Here is a 14,565-nt window from a genome sequence, read left to right as displayed (position 1 = left end):
CCGTTGCGGGCTGACGAGGATGGCCCGTTGAAGACGATCGCGGTATTCGCCGACGTACAAAACCTCTACTACACGGTACGCCAGGCCTATGGCTGCCACTTCGATTACGCCGCGCTCTGGGCCGATATCAGCCAGCACGGGCAGATTGTCGAGGCCTACGCCTATGCCATCGACCGGGGCGACCCCAAGCAGCAGCAGTTCCAGCAGATCCTGCGCAACCTGGGTTTCACGGTGAAGCTCAAGCCGTTTATCCAGCGCAGCGACGGCTCGGCCAAAGGCGACTGGGACGTGGGCATTACCATCGACATCATGGACGCCGCGCCGCGGGTCGATCAGATCGTGCTGGCCTCCGGTGATGGCGACTTCGACATGCTGCTGGACAAGGTGCGCGCCAGCCATGGTGTCGAGGCAGTGGCCTACGGCGTGCCGGGCCTGACCGCACAATCGCTGGTGCGCGCCGCCAGCCGTTATGTGCCGATCGAAGGCACGCTCTTGCTCAAACACTGAGACCTGCATGCGCCCCATCGCTGTTATCGACTTTGAAACCACCGGCATGTCGCCGGCCCAGGACGCCCGCGCCACGGAAATCGGCGTGGCAATCATCGAACAGGGCCAGATCGTTGCGCGCTACCAGAGCCTGATGAACAGCGGCGCCTGGGTGCCGCCGTTTATCGAACAACTGACCGGCATCAGCAACGCCATGCTGCGTGATGCGCCGCCGGCCGCCCAGGTGATGCACGAGGTTGCGGACTTTGTCGGCGACCTGCCGCTGCTGGCGCACAACGCCGCGTTCGACCAGAAGTTCTGGGACGCCGAGCTGGCACGGGTGGGCCGCCAGCGTGTGCAGCCATTCGCCTGCTCGCTGCTGCTATCGCGTCGTCTGCTGCCCATGGCGCCGAGCCACAAACTCGGTGTGCTCAACCGCTGGGCGCAACTGCCGTCCACCGGCAAGGCCCACCGTGCCCTTGCCGATGCGGAAATGGCGGCGAACCTGACCTGCTTTATGGCCGCGCTACTGCGTGAACGCCACGGCCTGGCCGAGGTGTCCCACCGGCTGTTCTGCGACCTGCAGAAAGTGCCCGCGGCAAAGATTGGCCAGACCCTGCAGCGCTGGCGCGGCGCGTAGCACCTTGTCACAGTACCCGCCGGCCTTATGCCCCTGGCGGGTTTAAGCTGCAGGTGTCGGGTTGATCGGCAACCCGTTTTATCGAGGCAATACAGCATGTTCGGTCTGTTCAAACGTGACCCGGTCAAGCGCCTGCGTGAGCAGTACAGCGCCAAGCTCGAAGCGGCCATGCAGGCCCAGCGCAACGGTGATATCCGCGGCTATGCCACCCTCACCGAAGAGGCCCAGGCGTTGTGGAAAGAACTCGAGCCACTGGAGCAGGCCAAGCGCTGAGGCGCTGTTGATGTTTCGTTCGCGGCAACGTGGCCGGCGAAGAAACGTCAAAAGATCCTAGGGGCATACAAGACCGGGCCGTGGCGCCTCAGGCAGGATAAACTGTGCGCCATTGTCCCCCGCGTCTACCGGTTACCCCTATGACCTTTGCTTCCCTCGGCCTGATCGAGCCGCTGCTGCGCTGCCTCGATGGCCTCGACTACCAGACCCCCACACCCGTCCAGGCCCAGGCCATCCCTGCCGTGCTCAACGGCCGCGACCTGATGGCGGCGGCGCAGACCGGCACCGGCAAGACCGCTGGTTTTGCGTTACCCGTGTTGCAGCGCCTGATGATGGAAGGCCCTGTGGTTGCCAGCAACTCGGTACGCGCCCTGGTGCTGGTGCCGACCCGCGAGCTGGCTGAGCAGGTTCACCAGAGCTTTGTCACCTACGGCCAGCACCTGCCGCTGCGCACCTATGCGGTGTACGGCGGGGTCAGCATCAATCCGCAGATGATGAAGCTGCGCAAAGGCCTCGATGTGCTGGTGGCCACCCCTGGTCGCTTGCTCGACCTGTACCGGCAGAACGCGGTCAAGTTCAACCAGGTGCAGACCCTGGTGCTCGATGAAGCCGACCGCATGCTCGACCTGGGCTTTGCCAACGAGTTGCAGAGCGTGTTCCGTGCCCTGCCCAAACAGCGCCAGACCTTACTGTTCTCCGCGACTTTCTCCGAAGCCATTCGCAGCATGGCCGGCGAGATGCTCAAAGACCCGCTGAGCATCGAGGTCAGCCCGCGTAACGCCGCTGCCAAATCGGTCAAGCAATGGCTGGTGCCGGTGGACAAGAAGCGCAAGAGCGAGCTGTTCCTGCACCTCTACCAGAACAAGCGCTGGAGCCAGGCCCTGGTCTTCGTGAAAACCCGCAAGGGTGTCGATGAGCTGGAAGCCGAGCTGCAACGCCATGGCATCAGCGCCGACTCGATCCACGGCGACAAGCCCCAGGCCACCCGCCAGCGCGCCCTGCAGCGCTTCAAGGATGGCGAGGTCAAGGTACTGGTGGCCACCGACGTGGCGGCCCGAGGCCTGGACATCGACGATATGCCGCTGGTGGTCAACTTCGACCTGCCCATCGTTGCCGAAGACTATGTGCACCGCATCGGCCGCACCGGGCGGGCCGGCACCACGGGCCAGGCCGTATCACTAGTCTGCGCTGACGAAGTGCAACTGCTCTCGGCCATCGAAACCCTGACCCAGCAAGTGCTGCAGCGCATCGACGAGGCGGACTTTATCCCCGACCACCGCGTACCCCAGACCCTGCCCGGCGGCCAGGTGGTGAAAAAACCGAAGAAGGCGAAGAAGCCGAAAGTGGTTGGCGGCGGCAAGGGCGGCAGCCTGGGGCGCTGGATGGAAGCCGATGAACCAGCCGCGCCCTCCGTCAAAGCGGTGCGCAAGGTGCCGAGCTTTGGCGGCAAGCCCAAGGGCAAGAAGTAGGTCGGACCGTTATGGCGTGCCTGTGTGTGTCGCCTGATGGGGTGGTGCGCACGGCGCACCCTGCGCCCTGAGCTGAGTCACAAACTGTAGGGTGCGCCGTGCGCACCGCCGTTTGTGCCACATGATTTGGCGGTGCGCATGGCGCACCCTACGTGCTGCCAAGCTACCGGCTAGATATTCTGGCCAATCCGCCAGAGCACGCCGCTGGGATCAAAGATCACGAAATCGCGCATGCCCCAGGGCTGGTCCTGGGGTGGCACCAGGCGTACCTCGAAGCGTTCGCTGAGTTGCTCGTCCAGCACCTTCTGCCACCAGGCATCGACGTGCTCCACCAGCAGGTGCATGACGAAGTTGTCTGCCTGCTCCTTGACGTAAAAGTTCTGCAGCAGAAAGGCGCAGTGGTCGCCATGGCTGAAATAGGCCAGGTCCTCGCCAACCCAACCCGGTTTGAAACCCAGCGCTTGGTAGAACGCCTGGCTCAAGGCAAAGTCGCGGGCCGGTACGAAGGTTTTCAGTTCAACACTTTGCAACATCGGCTGGCTCCTGCCTTGGGGGTTCGAGCAGGCTGCTGGGTTAATGGTTTGCCTGGGCCGCTTGCAGCTGCTTTTTGTGGGTGGCGGCGGCGGTCATGTCATAGATCACCACGCAGATATGCTCCACCGCACCGGTGGCGCCGCCCAGCGGCAGCAGGGTGACGTTCTGGTACATGAAGTCTTCCTGGCCGGTGATCGGTTGGTAGTTCTTGAAGTGCATCAGGTACGGGTGCTGCTCCCACAGGCTGAAGGCCCGGGTGCCCAGCGCCACCACGGTGTCGACCTTGCGCCGCAGCCAGGCCTCGTCGATTTCATTGAACAGGCTGAACAGCGTCTTGCCGTGCACTTCGTCCGGGCCCATGCCGGAGTGGTTTTCCATAAAGCTGTTCCACACCTCCACCTGGTATTGGCGGTTGAGCACGATCACGCCCACATCGATGCACTGCACGATGTCGAGCAACCAGTGGACCTCTTGGATATCGATCTGGGCGGGCATGGCTGAGGGTCTGCTCCCGTTTCGTTAGCGGTCGCGCCGGAGCCTGTTTTTGTGCGAGGCAAGGCGCGAGACGCGAAGTTTGGTGTTCCAAATGAGTGTCGAGAAACACAGCATCGCACAAAAACAGGCCCGGCCCTGCGGGTTGCGCGGGAAATGGCCCCCGCTGTCGTTGCAGGACTTGGCAAGGGGGCGACCATTACCTGCATCCTACGCCTAACCGGGGGCCATTTCTCGCGGCAACGCGATCCGCGAACGAAACGGGAGCAGACCCTACCCCATCAGGTAGTTGAGTTTGTGGGTCAGGCGCTTGATCGAGTCTTCGGTAAACAGCAGCAACAGGTCGAAGTGAATGCTGTGGGCTTCCAGGCTATAGCTCACCTCGATGGCCAGGGTTTTGCGCCAGCGCCGCTGGTTGAGGTGGATCAGCCGTTCGATGGAGGCGTGTTGGCCGAGCAACTGCGGGTGGCCCTGGGAGAAGCGCACGTCGATCTGTTCGGCGATGCCGGCCAGGCAGGCGCCAGTGATGATGCTGGACATGTCCAGCAGCATTTCCGAGGTCTCGTTGTCGTCTTTGGGCTGCCAGCCCAGCAGTTTCGCCATGTCGGCGACTTCCGAGTCATGGAACAGCAGCAGCGCTTCGCCAGCGATGCCATCGCCGATAAAGCCCTGGCACACCGCGCTCATGCGCTCGCCGCGCATGGCGTCGGTCAGGGTCATGTGCAGCTCACTGACCTCGAAGATATTCACCTGGGGCACCGGCAACTGCACGAAGACGCCAAGCACTTTGGCCAGCAAGGCAGCGGCGCGGCCCATGGCGACGTTGGTGACCTCGCGCAGGGCATCGCGGAAGTTGACCTTCAGATCGTCCAGTACGCTGCTCTGGGCCGGGGTGGCGGGTGTGGTCGGCGCGGCCTTGGGGTCGAAGAGGCCGAGTTCGAGCAGGGTGCTGCGCAGGATTTCGGGGTCGGCGGGCTTCTTGATAAAGGCCAGGGCGCCGAGCTCCTTGACCCGGCGTACGGCTTCATCCTGCACGTCACCGGAGACCACCACGACCTTGCAGGCCAGGCCTTCGGCGCGCATGGCGGCGAGGGTTTCGTAGCCATCCAGCACCGGCATGGTCAGGTCCAGCAGCATGACCTGACCGAGGCCTTGGCGCAGCGCGGCGAGGGCTTCCTGGCCATTGGTGGCCTGGGTAATGGTCACCTGCCATTCCGCTGGCAGGGCGCGGATCAACTGCTTGCGCGCCATGTTGGAGTCGTCACAGACCACTAGTGGGATCACGGCTGGGGCTTACCTGTACGCGTGGAAGACAGCCTGGTGGGGCGGTTTTCCCAAGCATAGCCGTTTTAACGCGTTAAACGACGTGCTTATTCGACAGCCTGGCGAGGATGCCCAGCGCGGCCCGTCGGCCGCTGGCGAAGCAGGCGGTGAGCAGGTAGCCGCCAGTGGGCGCCTCCCAGTCGAGCATCTCGCCGGCGCAGAACACCCCAGGCAGCGCCCGCAGCATCAGCTGTGCATCCAGCTGCTCGAAGGGCACGCCGCCGGCGCTGCTGATCGCCTCATCCAGCGGCCGGGTGGCGATTAGGGTCAGCGGCAGCGCCTTGATCGCCGCCGCCAGATCGACGGGGTCGGCAAAGTGCGTCGGGTCGGCCAACTCGCGCAGTAGCGCGGCCTTGACGCCATCGAGGCCCAGTTGGCGATGCAGGTGCTTGGCCATCGACGCAGCGCCGCGCGCTTTGCTCAGGGCCTGCTGCACCTGGGCCAGGCTGCGCTGGGGTTGCAGATCGAGGTGCAGGGTGCTGTGGCCATCGCGCTCGATGGCCTGGCGGATCTCGGCGGACAGCGCATACACCAGGCTGCCCTCGACGCCCTGGGCGGTGAGCACGAATTCACCCTGGCGCGGCGCGGCGTCGGGCAATTGCAGGGTGACGTTCTTCAGCGGTGCACCGGCGAATTTGTCACGCAGATACGGGCTCCAGGCGCGCACCTCAAAGCCGCAGTTGCTCGGGCGCAGCGGCGCGATGCTCACCCCGCGCTGCGCCAGCAGCGGTACCCAGGCACCGTCCGAGCCCAGGCGTGCCCAGCTGCCGCCGCCGAGGGCGAGCAGGGTGGCGCTTGGGCGGGCGTGCAATTCTCCCTCGGCGTGGGCCAGGCGCAGCGCGCCGTCGTCTGTCCAGCCGAGCCAGCGGTGCCGGGTGTGGATACGCACGCCCTGTTCGCGCAAACGCTTGAGCCAGGCGCGCAGCAGCGGCGCGGCCTTCATATCGCGGGGGAATACGCGCCCTGAACTGCCGACGAAGGTCTCGATGCCCAAACCATGAATCCACTCGCGCAGGGCCGTGGCGTCGAAGCCGTCGAGCAAGGCCGTGATCTGCGCTTCACGCTCGCGGTAGCGGCCGAGAAAGGCCGCACGGTCTTCGGCGTGGGTGATGTTCATACCGCCGACACCGGCCAGGAGAAACTTGCGGCCCACCGACGGCATGGCGTCGTAGAGGTCCACGGCAATCCCGGCACTGGCGAGGATCTCTGCCGCCATCAGGCCGCTGGGGCCGGCGCCGATAATGGCGACGTTGGGCGAGGATGGGCGGGCGGATGCGGTCATGGCGGCGGGCTATCTGGGCGAAAAACGCCATTCTACCCGAGCACGCAGGGGCTTATGGATCAGGGTGCGCTTTTGCGCGGGGCCTTACGTTTTCCCTGGGCGGCTCGGCCGCTGCTGCGGCGTTTCTTCTGCCAGGCTGGTTTGCCGGTAGCGGCAGGACCGGCACTGATGTTCAGGTGCAGGCCACGGCAGCGCTCGACCTGCTTGCTCAGCCAGGCGGACTGCTTGCTGACAAAGGTCTCCAGGCTCATTTCGCCGCTTTGCACCATGTCCAGTGCCTGCTCCCAGATCGCCGTGGTGCCGGGGTCGGCGATGGCCCTGGGCACCGCGTCGATCAGGCTGAAAGCGGCCGAGCTGGCGCACAGCGCCTTGCCGCGTTTAGTCAGGTAGCCACGGTCAAGCAGGCCCTTGATGATCCCGGCGCGGGTGGCTTCGGTGCCGATGCCGGTGGTGTCCTTGAGTTTCTGCTTGAGGCGCGGGTCTTCGACCAGGCGTGCGACGTTCTTCATCGCCTTGATCAGATCGCCCTCGGTGAATGGCTTGGGCGGCTGGGTCCAGAGGTCTTTGAGTTCGACCGCCAATACATCGCAGTGCTGGCCCTGGTGCAGCGCCGGCAAGGGTTGTGGCGCTGCTGCCTGGTCCTGGCTGGCGGCCTTGAGCGCTTCGGGCAGGGCGCGCTTCCAGCCGGCCTCGACCACCACCTTGCCACTGGCGCGCAGGGCCTGGCCGGCGCAGTCGAGGTCGACCTGGGTACGGTCGTAGGCGTGGTCAGGGAGAAACTGCGCCAGGTAACGCGCGCGGATCAGGCTGTAGACCGCGCGCTGCTGGCTGCCCAGGCGCGCCAGGTCGGCCGTCACGGCGGTGGGGATAATGCCGTGGTGCGCACTGACTTTGGCGTCGTTCCAGGCGCGTGAGCGGCGCGTCGCATCCAGGTGCGGCGTAAGTGCGGCCAGGCTGCTGTCGGCGCGCTGTAGGGTGGCGAGAATAGCCGCCGCGTCTGCGTGCTGGCTCAGCGGCAGGTAGCCGCAGTCGCTGCGCGGGTAGGTGATCAGCTTGTGCGTCTCGTACAGCGCCTGGGCGGTGTCGAGGGTTTCCTGGGCGCCCATACCGAGGCGCTTGGAGCAGACCTCCTGCAGCGTGCCGAGGTCGAACGGCAGCGGCGCGCCTTCACGCACGCGTTCAGTCTTGCACTGGCGCACCTGAGCCTGTTGCGCGTCGCGCAGGGCCTCGGCGGCTTGTTGCGCCTGGGCCTGGTTGATGCAGCGGCCCTGCTCGTCACAGTGCGCCTCGGGCGCGCGCCACTGGGCGGCGAAGGCCTGGCCCTCGGCCTGCAACTGCACTTCGATGGCCCAGTAGGCGCTGGGCACGAAGTCGGCAATGCTGCGGTCACGGTCGACCACCAGGCGCAGGGTCGGCGTTTGTACGCGGCCCACCGGCAACACGCCCTGGTAGCCGGCCTGGCGGCCGAGCAGGGTGAACAGCCGGCTCATGTTCATGCCGATCAGCCAGTCGGCCCGCGAACGGCCCAGGGCCGAGTGGTACAGGCTGAAGGTTTCTGCGCCGGGCTTGAGCGCGGCCAGCGCCTTGCGGATTGAGGCGTCGTCGAGGGCCGACAACCACAGACGCTGCACCGGCCCGCGGTAGCGGCAGTGCTCGACCAGCTCGCGGGCGATCATCTCGCCTTCGCGGTCGGCGTCGGTGGCGATCACCAGCTCCCGGGCCTCGCCCAGCAGGCGCTTGACCGCCTTGAACTGGCTGGCGGTCTTACCTTTGACCTGCATCTTCCATTGCGCCGGGATGATCGGCAGGTCGGCCAGCACCCAGCGTTTGTAACGCGCGTCATAGGCATCCGGCGGGGCGGTTTCGAGCAGGTGACCAATGCACCAGGTCACCGTCACGCCATCGCCCAGCCAGCAGCCATCACCGCGCCGGCGGGCGCCGAGGACCTGGGCGATGTCCTTGGCCTGGGAAGGCTTTTCGCAGAGAAACAGGCGCATGGCGCGGTGTACCGGGTGGGTCGACAAGGGCATAGCATGCGCAGCATGAGGCCGTGCGGCAAGTTTTATCTGTATGGATATACAGTTTTGCGTTTAGCCGAGGCCGCGCTCAGCCCAGATGGCGGCCGCGCTGTGGTGCAGGATGCCGTGACGGCGGGCGAGCAGGGCGCGATCCTTGTCGTAGCCGCCACCGATCACACCGACCACCGGGATGTCGCGGCCCAGGCAGTGCTCGATCACGGCGCGGTCGCGGCGGGCCAGACCGGTGTCGGTCAGTTGCAGGTAGCCGAGGGCGTCGTCCTTGTGTACGTCGACGCCGGCGTCGTAGAGCACCAGGTCGGGCTGGTACAGCGGCAGCAGGTAGTTGAGCGCATCGTCCACCACCTTGAGGTAGTCGTCATCGCCCAGGCCCATGGGCAGCGGGATATCCCAGTCGCTCTCGGCCTTGCGCGCGGGGAAGTTCTTCTCGCAGTGCAGCGATACGGTGATCGCCTCCGGCGTATCGGCAAGGATGCGCGCGGTGCCATCGCCCTGGTGCACGTCACAGTCGAAGATCAGCACGCGCTGCACCCGGCCGCTGGCCAGCAGGTAGCGGCTGATTACGGCGAGGTCGTTGAAGATGCAAAAGCCCGCCGGAAAATCATAGTGGGCATGGTGGGTGCCGCCGGCCAGGTGGCAGGCCAGGCCGTGTTGCAGCGCCTGTTCGGCGGCCAGCAGCGAGCCGCCCACCGCGCGCACCGTGCGCCGGGCCAGGGACTCGCTCCAGGGCAGGCCAAGGCGGCGCTGGTCGGCGTGGGGCAGGGCGCCTTCCATATAGCGCGCCACGTACTCAGGGCAGTGGGCCAGGGCGAGAATCTCCGCCGGGCAGCAATCGGGGCGCAGCAGCGTCGCATCATCCGCCACGCCACTGGCCAGCAGGTGCGCGTGCAACAGACGAAACTTCTCCATGGGGAAGCGATGGTTAGCAGGGAAGGGCGGGCTGTAGTCGTCGTGGTAGACGAGGGGCAGGCGCATGGCGATGGGGCTCCGAGGGCGGCGCGAGGGTCTGTTGACGTTTCGTCGCAAGCCGCGTTGCCGCGAAAAATCTCGCCAGGCAAGGCGGAGGGCGCCGGTAATGGTGTTCCCTTGCCAAGTCCTCCAACACCGCATGGCGAGATTTTGCGCGCAACCCGTAGGGCCGGGCCAGTTTTAGCGCGATGCAGCGTTTCTCGATGACTCATTTAGCCAGCTAAATTTCGCATCTCGTGCCTTGCCTCGCGTTAAAACTGGCTCCGGCGCGGCCGCGAACGAAACGTCAACAGACCCTGAGTATTACCGTCACTACAGCACTGACTCAAGCCTCCCGGCGTTGCTGTCTGGCCTTACACTAGTCGATCCTGAAATATCGGCGCGTGGGAGCGGCGTTGCACTTAAGCCACGACACGGTTGGAGCTTTAAGGTCAATCGCGAATAAATTCGCTCCTACGAGATAGCGGCAGAGCCTATATGCCGCGACACTAGGTTTTTTGCGTGCACCCGTTTTGAGATCGGCCGTGAGCCGGCGTGAGGAGAGAACACAGATGAGTCAGGTACTGGATGAGCTGGTGGCCTTGTTGAGCCTGGAAGCCATTGAGGAAAACCTCTTTCGCGGCGTCAGCCAGGACCTGGGTTTTCGTCAGCTGTTCGGCGGGCAGGTGCTGGGCCAGTGCGTCTCGGCGGCCTGCCAGACGGTTGAGCCCGAGCGCCATGTGCATTCGCTGCACGGTTACTTCCTGCGTCCGGGCGATGCGGGCTTGCCGGTGGTCTATCACGTCGACCGGGTGCGCGACGGCGGCAGCTTCAGCACGCGGCGGGTGACGGCGGTGCAGAAGGGCAAGCCGATCTTCACCTGCAGTGCGTCCTTTCAGTACGACGAGGAGGGTTTCCAGCATCAGTTGGGCATGCCCGATGTGCCCGGCCCCGAAGGGCTCAAGTCGGAAACCGAGCTGGTGCGCCTGGTGGCCGACTCCTTGCCTGAGCGCATGCGCGAGCGGGCGGTGAGCGACAAACCGATCGAGATCCGCCCGGTGACCGTTGGTAACCCCTTTGCGCCCGAGCCTTGCGAGCCGGTCAAGTACGTCTGGTTCCGTGCGGCGGGCGAGTTGCCGGATGATCCGCAATTGCACAAATACCTGCTGGGTTATGCCAGCGACTTCAACCTGCTGACCACCTCGATGCTGCCCCACGGCGTGTCCGTGTGGCAGAAGTTCATGCAGGTCGCCAGCCTCGATCATGCCCTGTGGTTCCACGCCAACCTGCGCATGGACGACTGGCTGCTGTACGCCATGGACAGCCCCTGGGCCGGCAATGCCCGCGGTTTCTCCCGCGGCAGCATTTTCAACCGTCAGGGGCAGCTGGTCGCTTCGGTGGCCCAGGAAGGGCTGACCCGGATGCGTGAGGACTGGAAATGATGGGCGCGTCTGTGGCTCTGGCCCAGCGTAAACACTGGGTGTTCGACATGGACGGCACCCTGACCATTGCTGTCCACGATTTCGAGGCGATCAAGCGGGCGCTGGAGATTCCTGTCGATGAAGACATCCTCGGCCACCTGGCGGCGCTGCCGGCTGACGAAGCCGCGGCCAAGCATGCCTGGCTGCTCGAGCATGAACGCGAGCTGGCCCTGGCCTCCCAGGCGGCACCCGGTGCGGTGGAGCTGGTGCGCGAACTGGCCGGGCGTGGCCACCAGCTCGGCATCCTGACCCGCAATGCCCACGCGCTGGCCCTGCTGACGCTGCAGGCCATCGGCCTACACGACTGCTTTGCCTCAGCCTATGTGCTTGGGCGCGATGAAGCTGCCCCCAAACCCGCGCCCGACGGCCTGCTGCACCTGGCCGACGCCTGGCAGGTTGCGCCGCACGAGCTGGTGATGGTCGGCGATTATCGCTTCGATCTGGAATGCGCCCGCGCCGCAGGCGCCTGCAGTGTGTTGGTCAACCTGCCGGACAATCCCTGGCCGGCGCTGACTGATCATTTCGCTGTGGACTGTTGGGCGCTGCAACAGGCGTTGTAGAAAGCGCTGCTTTTTTCATCCGCCAAGGGCGGCGCATCGGGCGGATGGGGGAGGTGTTATCCACCCTATGCGGGACGGTTCACACATCCGCCAGACTCCAGGTCTTTGAGAATCGGACAGTCCGGGCGCTCGTTGCCCTGGCAGTTGTCCATCAGCTCCTTGAGTGTGTCGCGCAGGCCGCTCAGTTCGCTGATCTTGCGTTCCAGCTCGCTGATATGTGCGGCAGCCAGGGCTTTGACGTCGGCGCTGGCGCGTTGGCGGTCCTGCCACAGGGTGAGCAACTGGCTGACTTCGGCCAGGGAGAAGCCCAGGTCCCGTGAGCGTTTGATAAAGGCCAGTCGATGCAGGTCCTGGCTGCTGTACTGGCGGTAGCCGCTGTCTGTTCGGCCGGCGGCAGGCAGCAGGTCGATGCGCTCGTAGTAGCGAATCATCTTCGCACTAAGACCCGTTTTCAGCGCGGCTTGACCGATATTCATGGGCGCTCCTCGGGGCTGGTGGCTGAGTCGGACGCCGGGCGCCAGGTGTTGAGCAGCAGCGCGTTGCTCACCACGCAGACGCTGGACAGCGCCATGGCAGCGCCGGCGAGCATCGGGTTGAGCAGGCCGACGGCGGCCAGGGGGATGCCGATCAGGTTATAGACGAAGGCCCAGAACAGGTTCTGGCGGATCTTCGCGTAGGTGCGTCGGCTGATGTCCAGGGCGGCTGGCACCAGGGCCGGGTCGCCGCGCATCAGGGTGATGCCCGCCGCCTGCATCGCCACGTCGGTGCCGCTGCCCATGGCGATGCCGATATCGGCGGCGGCCAGGGCCGGGGCGTCGTTGATGCCATCGCCAACCATCGCCACCAAACCGTTCTGACGCAGTTCGGCGATCAGCCGCGCCTTGTCGGCCGGCAGCACGTTGGCGTGCACCGCCTGGATGCCCAGGGCACGGCCCACGGCCTCGGCGCTGCCGCGGTTGTCGCCGCTGATCAGGTGGCTGCTGATGCCACGCGCCCTGAGTTGTGCCACCGCCGCCTGGGCGCTGGGCTTGAGGCTGTCGCCAAAGGCCAGCAGGCCGATCACCTGGGGCGTGGGCGCCGCTTCGATCAGCCAGGCCAGGGTGCGCCCCTCGGCCTCCCAGGCACGGGCCGACTCGGCCAGGGCGCCGGGCTGCAGGCCAAGGTCCTCCAGCAGGCGCTGATTGCCCAGGTTGAGTTCGCGCCCTTCGAGTGTGCCGCGAATGCCGCGACCGGGCAGGGCCTGGCTGGCTTCGGCAGCCTGCGGGGTCAGGTCGCGGGCGGCGCAGGCAGCGAGCACTGCCTGGGCCAGGGGGTGCTCGCTGCCGCGCTGCAGGGCGCCGGCCAGGTACAGCAGGCGCGCGTCGTCACCGTCCAGGGCTTGCTGATGGACCACGCTCGGCGTGCCGGCGGTGAGGGTGCCGGTCTTGTCGAACGCCACCTGGGTCACGCCGTGGGCGGTTTCCAGGGCGCTGGCATCCTTGATCAGGATGCCGTAGCGCGCCGCCACACCGGTGCCAGCCATAATCGCGGTCGGCGTGGCCAGGCCAAGGGCGCAGGGGCAGGCGATGACCAGCACCGCCACGGCATTGAGCAGCGCCACCTGCATCGGCGCGCCGAGCATCAGCCAGGCGACCAGGGTTGCCAGCGCAATCAGCAGGACCACGGGCACGAACACCTGGCTGACCCGGTCGACCAGCTTCTGGATCGGCGCCTTGGCTGCCTGGGCATCCTCGACCAGGCGAATGATCCGCGCCAATACGGTTTCCGCACCGAGGGCGGTGGCTTCGATCAGCAAGCGGCCCTCGCCATTGATCGCCCCGGCGGTGACGCTGTCGCCGGGTTGCTTGGGTTGCGGCAGGCTTTCGCCGCTGATCAGCGCTTCATCGGCGTGACTGTGGCCGTCACTCACCCGGCCATCGACCGGGAAACGCTCGCCGGGGCGCACGATCAGGGTGTCGCCAAGGGCCAATTGGTCCAGCGTCACCTGTTCTTCCTGGCCGTCACGCAGGCGCACGGCCTGGTCTGGGCGCAGTGCCTGCAGGGCGCGGATGGCGCTGGTGGTCTGGCGTTTGGCGCGGCTTTCCAGGTATTTGCCAAGCAGGATCAGCGCGATGATCACGCTGGAGGCCTCGAAGTACAGGTGCGGCGCGTGCCCGGCGTGGGCGGTGGCCCACTGATACAGGCTCAGCCCATAGGCCGCGCTGGTGCCGATGACCACCAGTTGGTCCATATTCCCGGCCCCCGCCCGCAACGCGCGCCAGGCAGCCAGATAAAAGCGCGCGCCGAGGATGAACTGCACCGGAGTCGCCAGGGCGAACTGCGCCCAGGCCGGCAGCATCCAGTGGATGCCCAGGGGCGCAAGCAGCATGGGCAGCACCAGGGGTAGGGCGAGCAGCAGGGCCAGGCCGACGTGCAGGCGCTCGCGGTTCAGCTGACGTGCCGCGTTACTGGGCGGCGCCGTTGCATCTTCGACGCTGCGCGCTTGGTAGCCAGCGCGCTGCACGGCCTGGCGTGCCAGTTGCGGGTCGAAGCCATCGACAACGCTCAACTGGGCGCGTTCGCTGGCCAGGTTGACGCTGACCCGCTGTACCCCCGGCAAGTGTTCCAGTGCGCGCTCGATACGCCCCGCGCAGCTGGCGCAGGTCATGCCGTCGATGGCCAGTTCCAGGCGCTGTAGCGGCACCTGGTAACCGGCGCCCGTGACGGCGGCAAGCAGCGCCGGCCCGGCGTCGCTAGCTGCCTCGATACGGGCACGTTCGCTGGCCAGGTTGACCGTGGCGCTGTGGACCCCGGCGACTTGGCGCAGTGCCCGCTCGACACGGCCGGCACAGCCCGCACAGGTCATGCCCTGGATGGGCAGGTCGAAGGTCGTGAGTTCGCTCATGGGGCACCTCGGGGTAATGAGGCGCTTAGGATCAACCTTGACCCTGGGTCAAGGTCAAGCGCTGCAGGCTGTTGAAAAACTACCTGCGTTGGCAATACTGCGTTAAAAACGGCCCGGGACGCGGCGTCTCAAAATGCTCATTTACAACTCGTAAACT

Annotated in this window: 14 protein-coding genes; 6 read left to right on the top strand and 8 right to left on the bottom strand. The window is 65.8% G+C overall.

Translation table 11 applies throughout. The features are described from left to right. The first annotated feature begins 27 nt into the window (after positions 1-27). The 4 genes from BMW49_RS14700 (at position 28) to rhlE1 (ending at position 2,868) form a co-directional block, all read left to right on the top strand. Positions 28-507: an NYN domain-containing protein gene (locus tag BMW49_RS14700; RefSeq protein ID WP_069520631.1), complete on the top strand. Its 480-nt coding sequence runs from the start codon at positions 28-30 to the stop codon at positions 505-507. 7 nt (positions 508-514) lie between these two features. Next, the gene (locus BMW49_RS14695) at positions 515-1,126 is read left to right on the top strand and encodes a 3'-5' exonuclease (protein WP_069520529.1); all 612 of its coding nucleotides are present in this window, start codon (positions 515-517) and stop codon (positions 1,124-1,126) included. A gap of 96 nt (positions 1,127-1,222) precedes the next feature. Beyond that, entirely contained in the window at positions 1,223-1,399 is a 177-nt protein-coding gene (locus BMW49_RS24580; protein WP_139133841.1) for a DUF6435 family protein, read from the top strand. 140 nt (positions 1,400-1,539) lie between these two features. Continuing rightward, positions 1,540-2,868 (top strand): RNA helicase RhlE1, encoded by a 1,329-nt coding sequence (gene rhlE1, locus BMW49_RS14690; protein WP_069520531.1) that lies wholly within the window; start codon positions 1,540-1,542, stop codon positions 2,866-2,868. Positions 2,869-3,038: 170 nt separating this feature from the next. Here rhlE1 and BMW49_RS14685 read toward each other — a convergent pair whose 3' ends face one another. The 6 genes from BMW49_RS14685 to BMW49_RS14660 form a co-directional block, all read right to left on the bottom strand. Next, complete coding sequence (locus tag BMW49_RS14685) at positions 3,039-3,401, bottom strand: VOC family protein (protein ID WP_069520533.1); 363 nt, start codon at positions 3,399-3,401, stop codon at positions 3,039-3,041. 40 nt (positions 3,402-3,441) lie between these two features. Then, positions 3,442-3,897: a PAS domain-containing protein gene (locus BMW49_RS14680; RefSeq protein WP_069520535.1), complete on the bottom strand. Its 456-nt coding sequence runs from the start codon at positions 3,895-3,897 to the stop codon at positions 3,442-3,444. Between the two features lie 270 nt (positions 3,898-4,167). Further along, positions 4,168-5,178, bottom strand: coding sequence for a response regulator (locus tag BMW49_RS14675; protein ID WP_069520537.1), 1,011 nt, complete (start codon positions 5,176-5,178; stop codon positions 4,168-4,170). 73 nt (positions 5,179-5,251) lie between these two features. Then, entirely contained in the window at positions 5,252-6,499 is a 1,248-nt protein-coding gene (locus tag BMW49_RS14670; protein ID WP_069520539.1) for a TIGR03862 family flavoprotein, read from the bottom strand. Between the two features lie 59 nt (positions 6,500-6,558). Beyond that, positions 6,559-8,496 (bottom strand): DNA topoisomerase III, encoded by a 1,938-nt coding sequence (locus BMW49_RS14665; RefSeq protein WP_069520633.1) that lies wholly within the window; start codon positions 8,494-8,496, stop codon positions 6,559-6,561. 93 nt (positions 8,497-8,589) lie between these two features. Further along, positions 8,590-9,510 carry a histone deacetylase family protein gene (locus BMW49_RS14660; protein WP_069520541.1) on the bottom strand — a complete coding sequence of 307 codons (921 nt, stop codon included), beginning with the start codon at positions 9,508-9,510 and terminating at the stop codon, positions 8,590-8,592. A 545-nt stretch (positions 9,511-10,055) separates the two neighbouring features. On the opposite strand from BMW49_RS14660, the gene tesB reads away from it, so the two are divergent. Together tesB and BMW49_RS14650 are read left to right on the top strand one after the other, a co-directional pair. Continuing rightward, entirely contained in the window at positions 10,056-10,925 is an 870-nt protein-coding gene (gene tesB, locus BMW49_RS14655; RefSeq protein ID WP_069520543.1) for an acyl-CoA thioesterase II, read from the top strand. Beyond that, positions 10,922-11,524: an HAD family hydrolase gene (locus tag BMW49_RS14650; protein ID WP_244168350.1), complete on the top strand. Its 603-nt coding sequence runs from the start codon at positions 10,922-10,924 to the stop codon at positions 11,522-11,524. The genes tesB and BMW49_RS14650 overlap by 4 nt, the downstream gene beginning before the upstream one ends. A 65-nt stretch (positions 11,525-11,589) precedes the next feature. Here the strand turns inward: BMW49_RS14650 and cueR are convergent, their stop codons facing one another. Both cueR and BMW49_RS14640 read right to left on the bottom strand, forming a co-directional pair. Further along, a complete protein-coding gene (gene cueR / locus BMW49_RS14645) occupies positions 11,590-12,000 on the bottom strand; it encodes a Cu(I)-responsive transcriptional regulator (protein WP_069520545.1) in 411 nt (136 codons plus the stop codon). Then, the gene (locus BMW49_RS14640) at positions 11,997-14,408 is read right to left on the bottom strand and encodes a heavy metal translocating P-type ATPase (protein WP_069520547.1); all 2,412 of its coding nucleotides are present in this window, start codon (positions 14,406-14,408) and stop codon (positions 11,997-11,999) included. Before BMW49_RS14640 ends, cueR begins: the two co-directional genes overlap by 4 nt. Positions 14,409-14,565 lie beyond the last annotated feature (157 nt).

It is taken from the genome of Pseudomonas cuatrocienegasensis, assembly GCF_900110925.1.
Taxonomy (GTDB): Bacteria; Pseudomonadota; Gammaproteobacteria; order Pseudomonadales; family Pseudomonadaceae; genus Aquipseudomonas; species Aquipseudomonas cuatrocienegasensis.
Note: the sequence above shows the minus strand (reverse complement) of the source record. Positions and strands in the feature narration are given on the sequence as shown.

Bases quoted from the DNA above. Each gene is read 5' to 3' on its own strand.
- BMW49_RS14640 (WP_069520547.1), bottom strand. From the start codon at position 14,408: ATGAGCGAACTCACGACCTTCGACCTGCCCATCCAGGGCATGACCTGT.
- BMW49_RS14660 (WP_069520541.1), bottom strand. From the start codon at position 9,510: ATGCGCCTGCCCCTCGTCTACCACGACGACTACAGCCCGCCCTTCCCT.
- BMW49_RS14680 (WP_069520535.1), bottom strand. From the start codon at position 3,897: ATGCCCGCCCAGATCGATATCCAAGAGGTCCACTGGTTGCTCGACATC.
- cueR (WP_069520545.1), bottom strand. From the start codon at position 12,000: ATGAATATCGGTCAAGCCGCGCTGAAAACGGGTCTTAGTGCGAAGATG.
- BMW49_RS14665 (WP_069520633.1), bottom strand. From the start codon at position 8,496: ATGCGCCTGTTTCTCTGCGAAAAGCCTTCCCAGGCCAAGGACATCGCC.
- BMW49_RS14685 (WP_069520533.1), bottom strand. From the start codon at position 3,401: ATGTTGCAAAGTGTTGAACTGAAAACCTTCGTACCGGCCCGCGACTTT.
- rhlE1 (WP_069520531.1), top strand. From the start codon at position 1,540: ATGACCTTTGCTTCCCTCGGCCTGATCGAGCCGCTGCTGCGCTGCCTC.
- BMW49_RS14670 (WP_069520539.1), bottom strand. From the start codon at position 6,499: ATGACCGCATCCGCCCGCCCATCCTCGCCCAACGTCGCCATTATCGGC.
- BMW49_RS24580 (WP_139133841.1), top strand. From the start codon at position 1,223: ATGTTCGGTCTGTTCAAACGTGACCCGGTCAAGCGCCTGCGTGAGCAG.
- BMW49_RS14695 (WP_069520529.1), top strand. From the start codon at position 515: ATGCGCCCCATCGCTGTTATCGACTTTGAAACCACCGGCATGTCGCCG.
- BMW49_RS14650 (WP_244168350.1), top strand. From the start codon at position 10,922: ATGATGGGCGCGTCTGTGGCTCTGGCCCAGCGTAAACACTGGGTGTTC.
- tesB (WP_069520543.1), top strand. From the start codon at position 10,056: ATGAGTCAGGTACTGGATGAGCTGGTGGCCTTGTTGAGCCTGGAAGCC.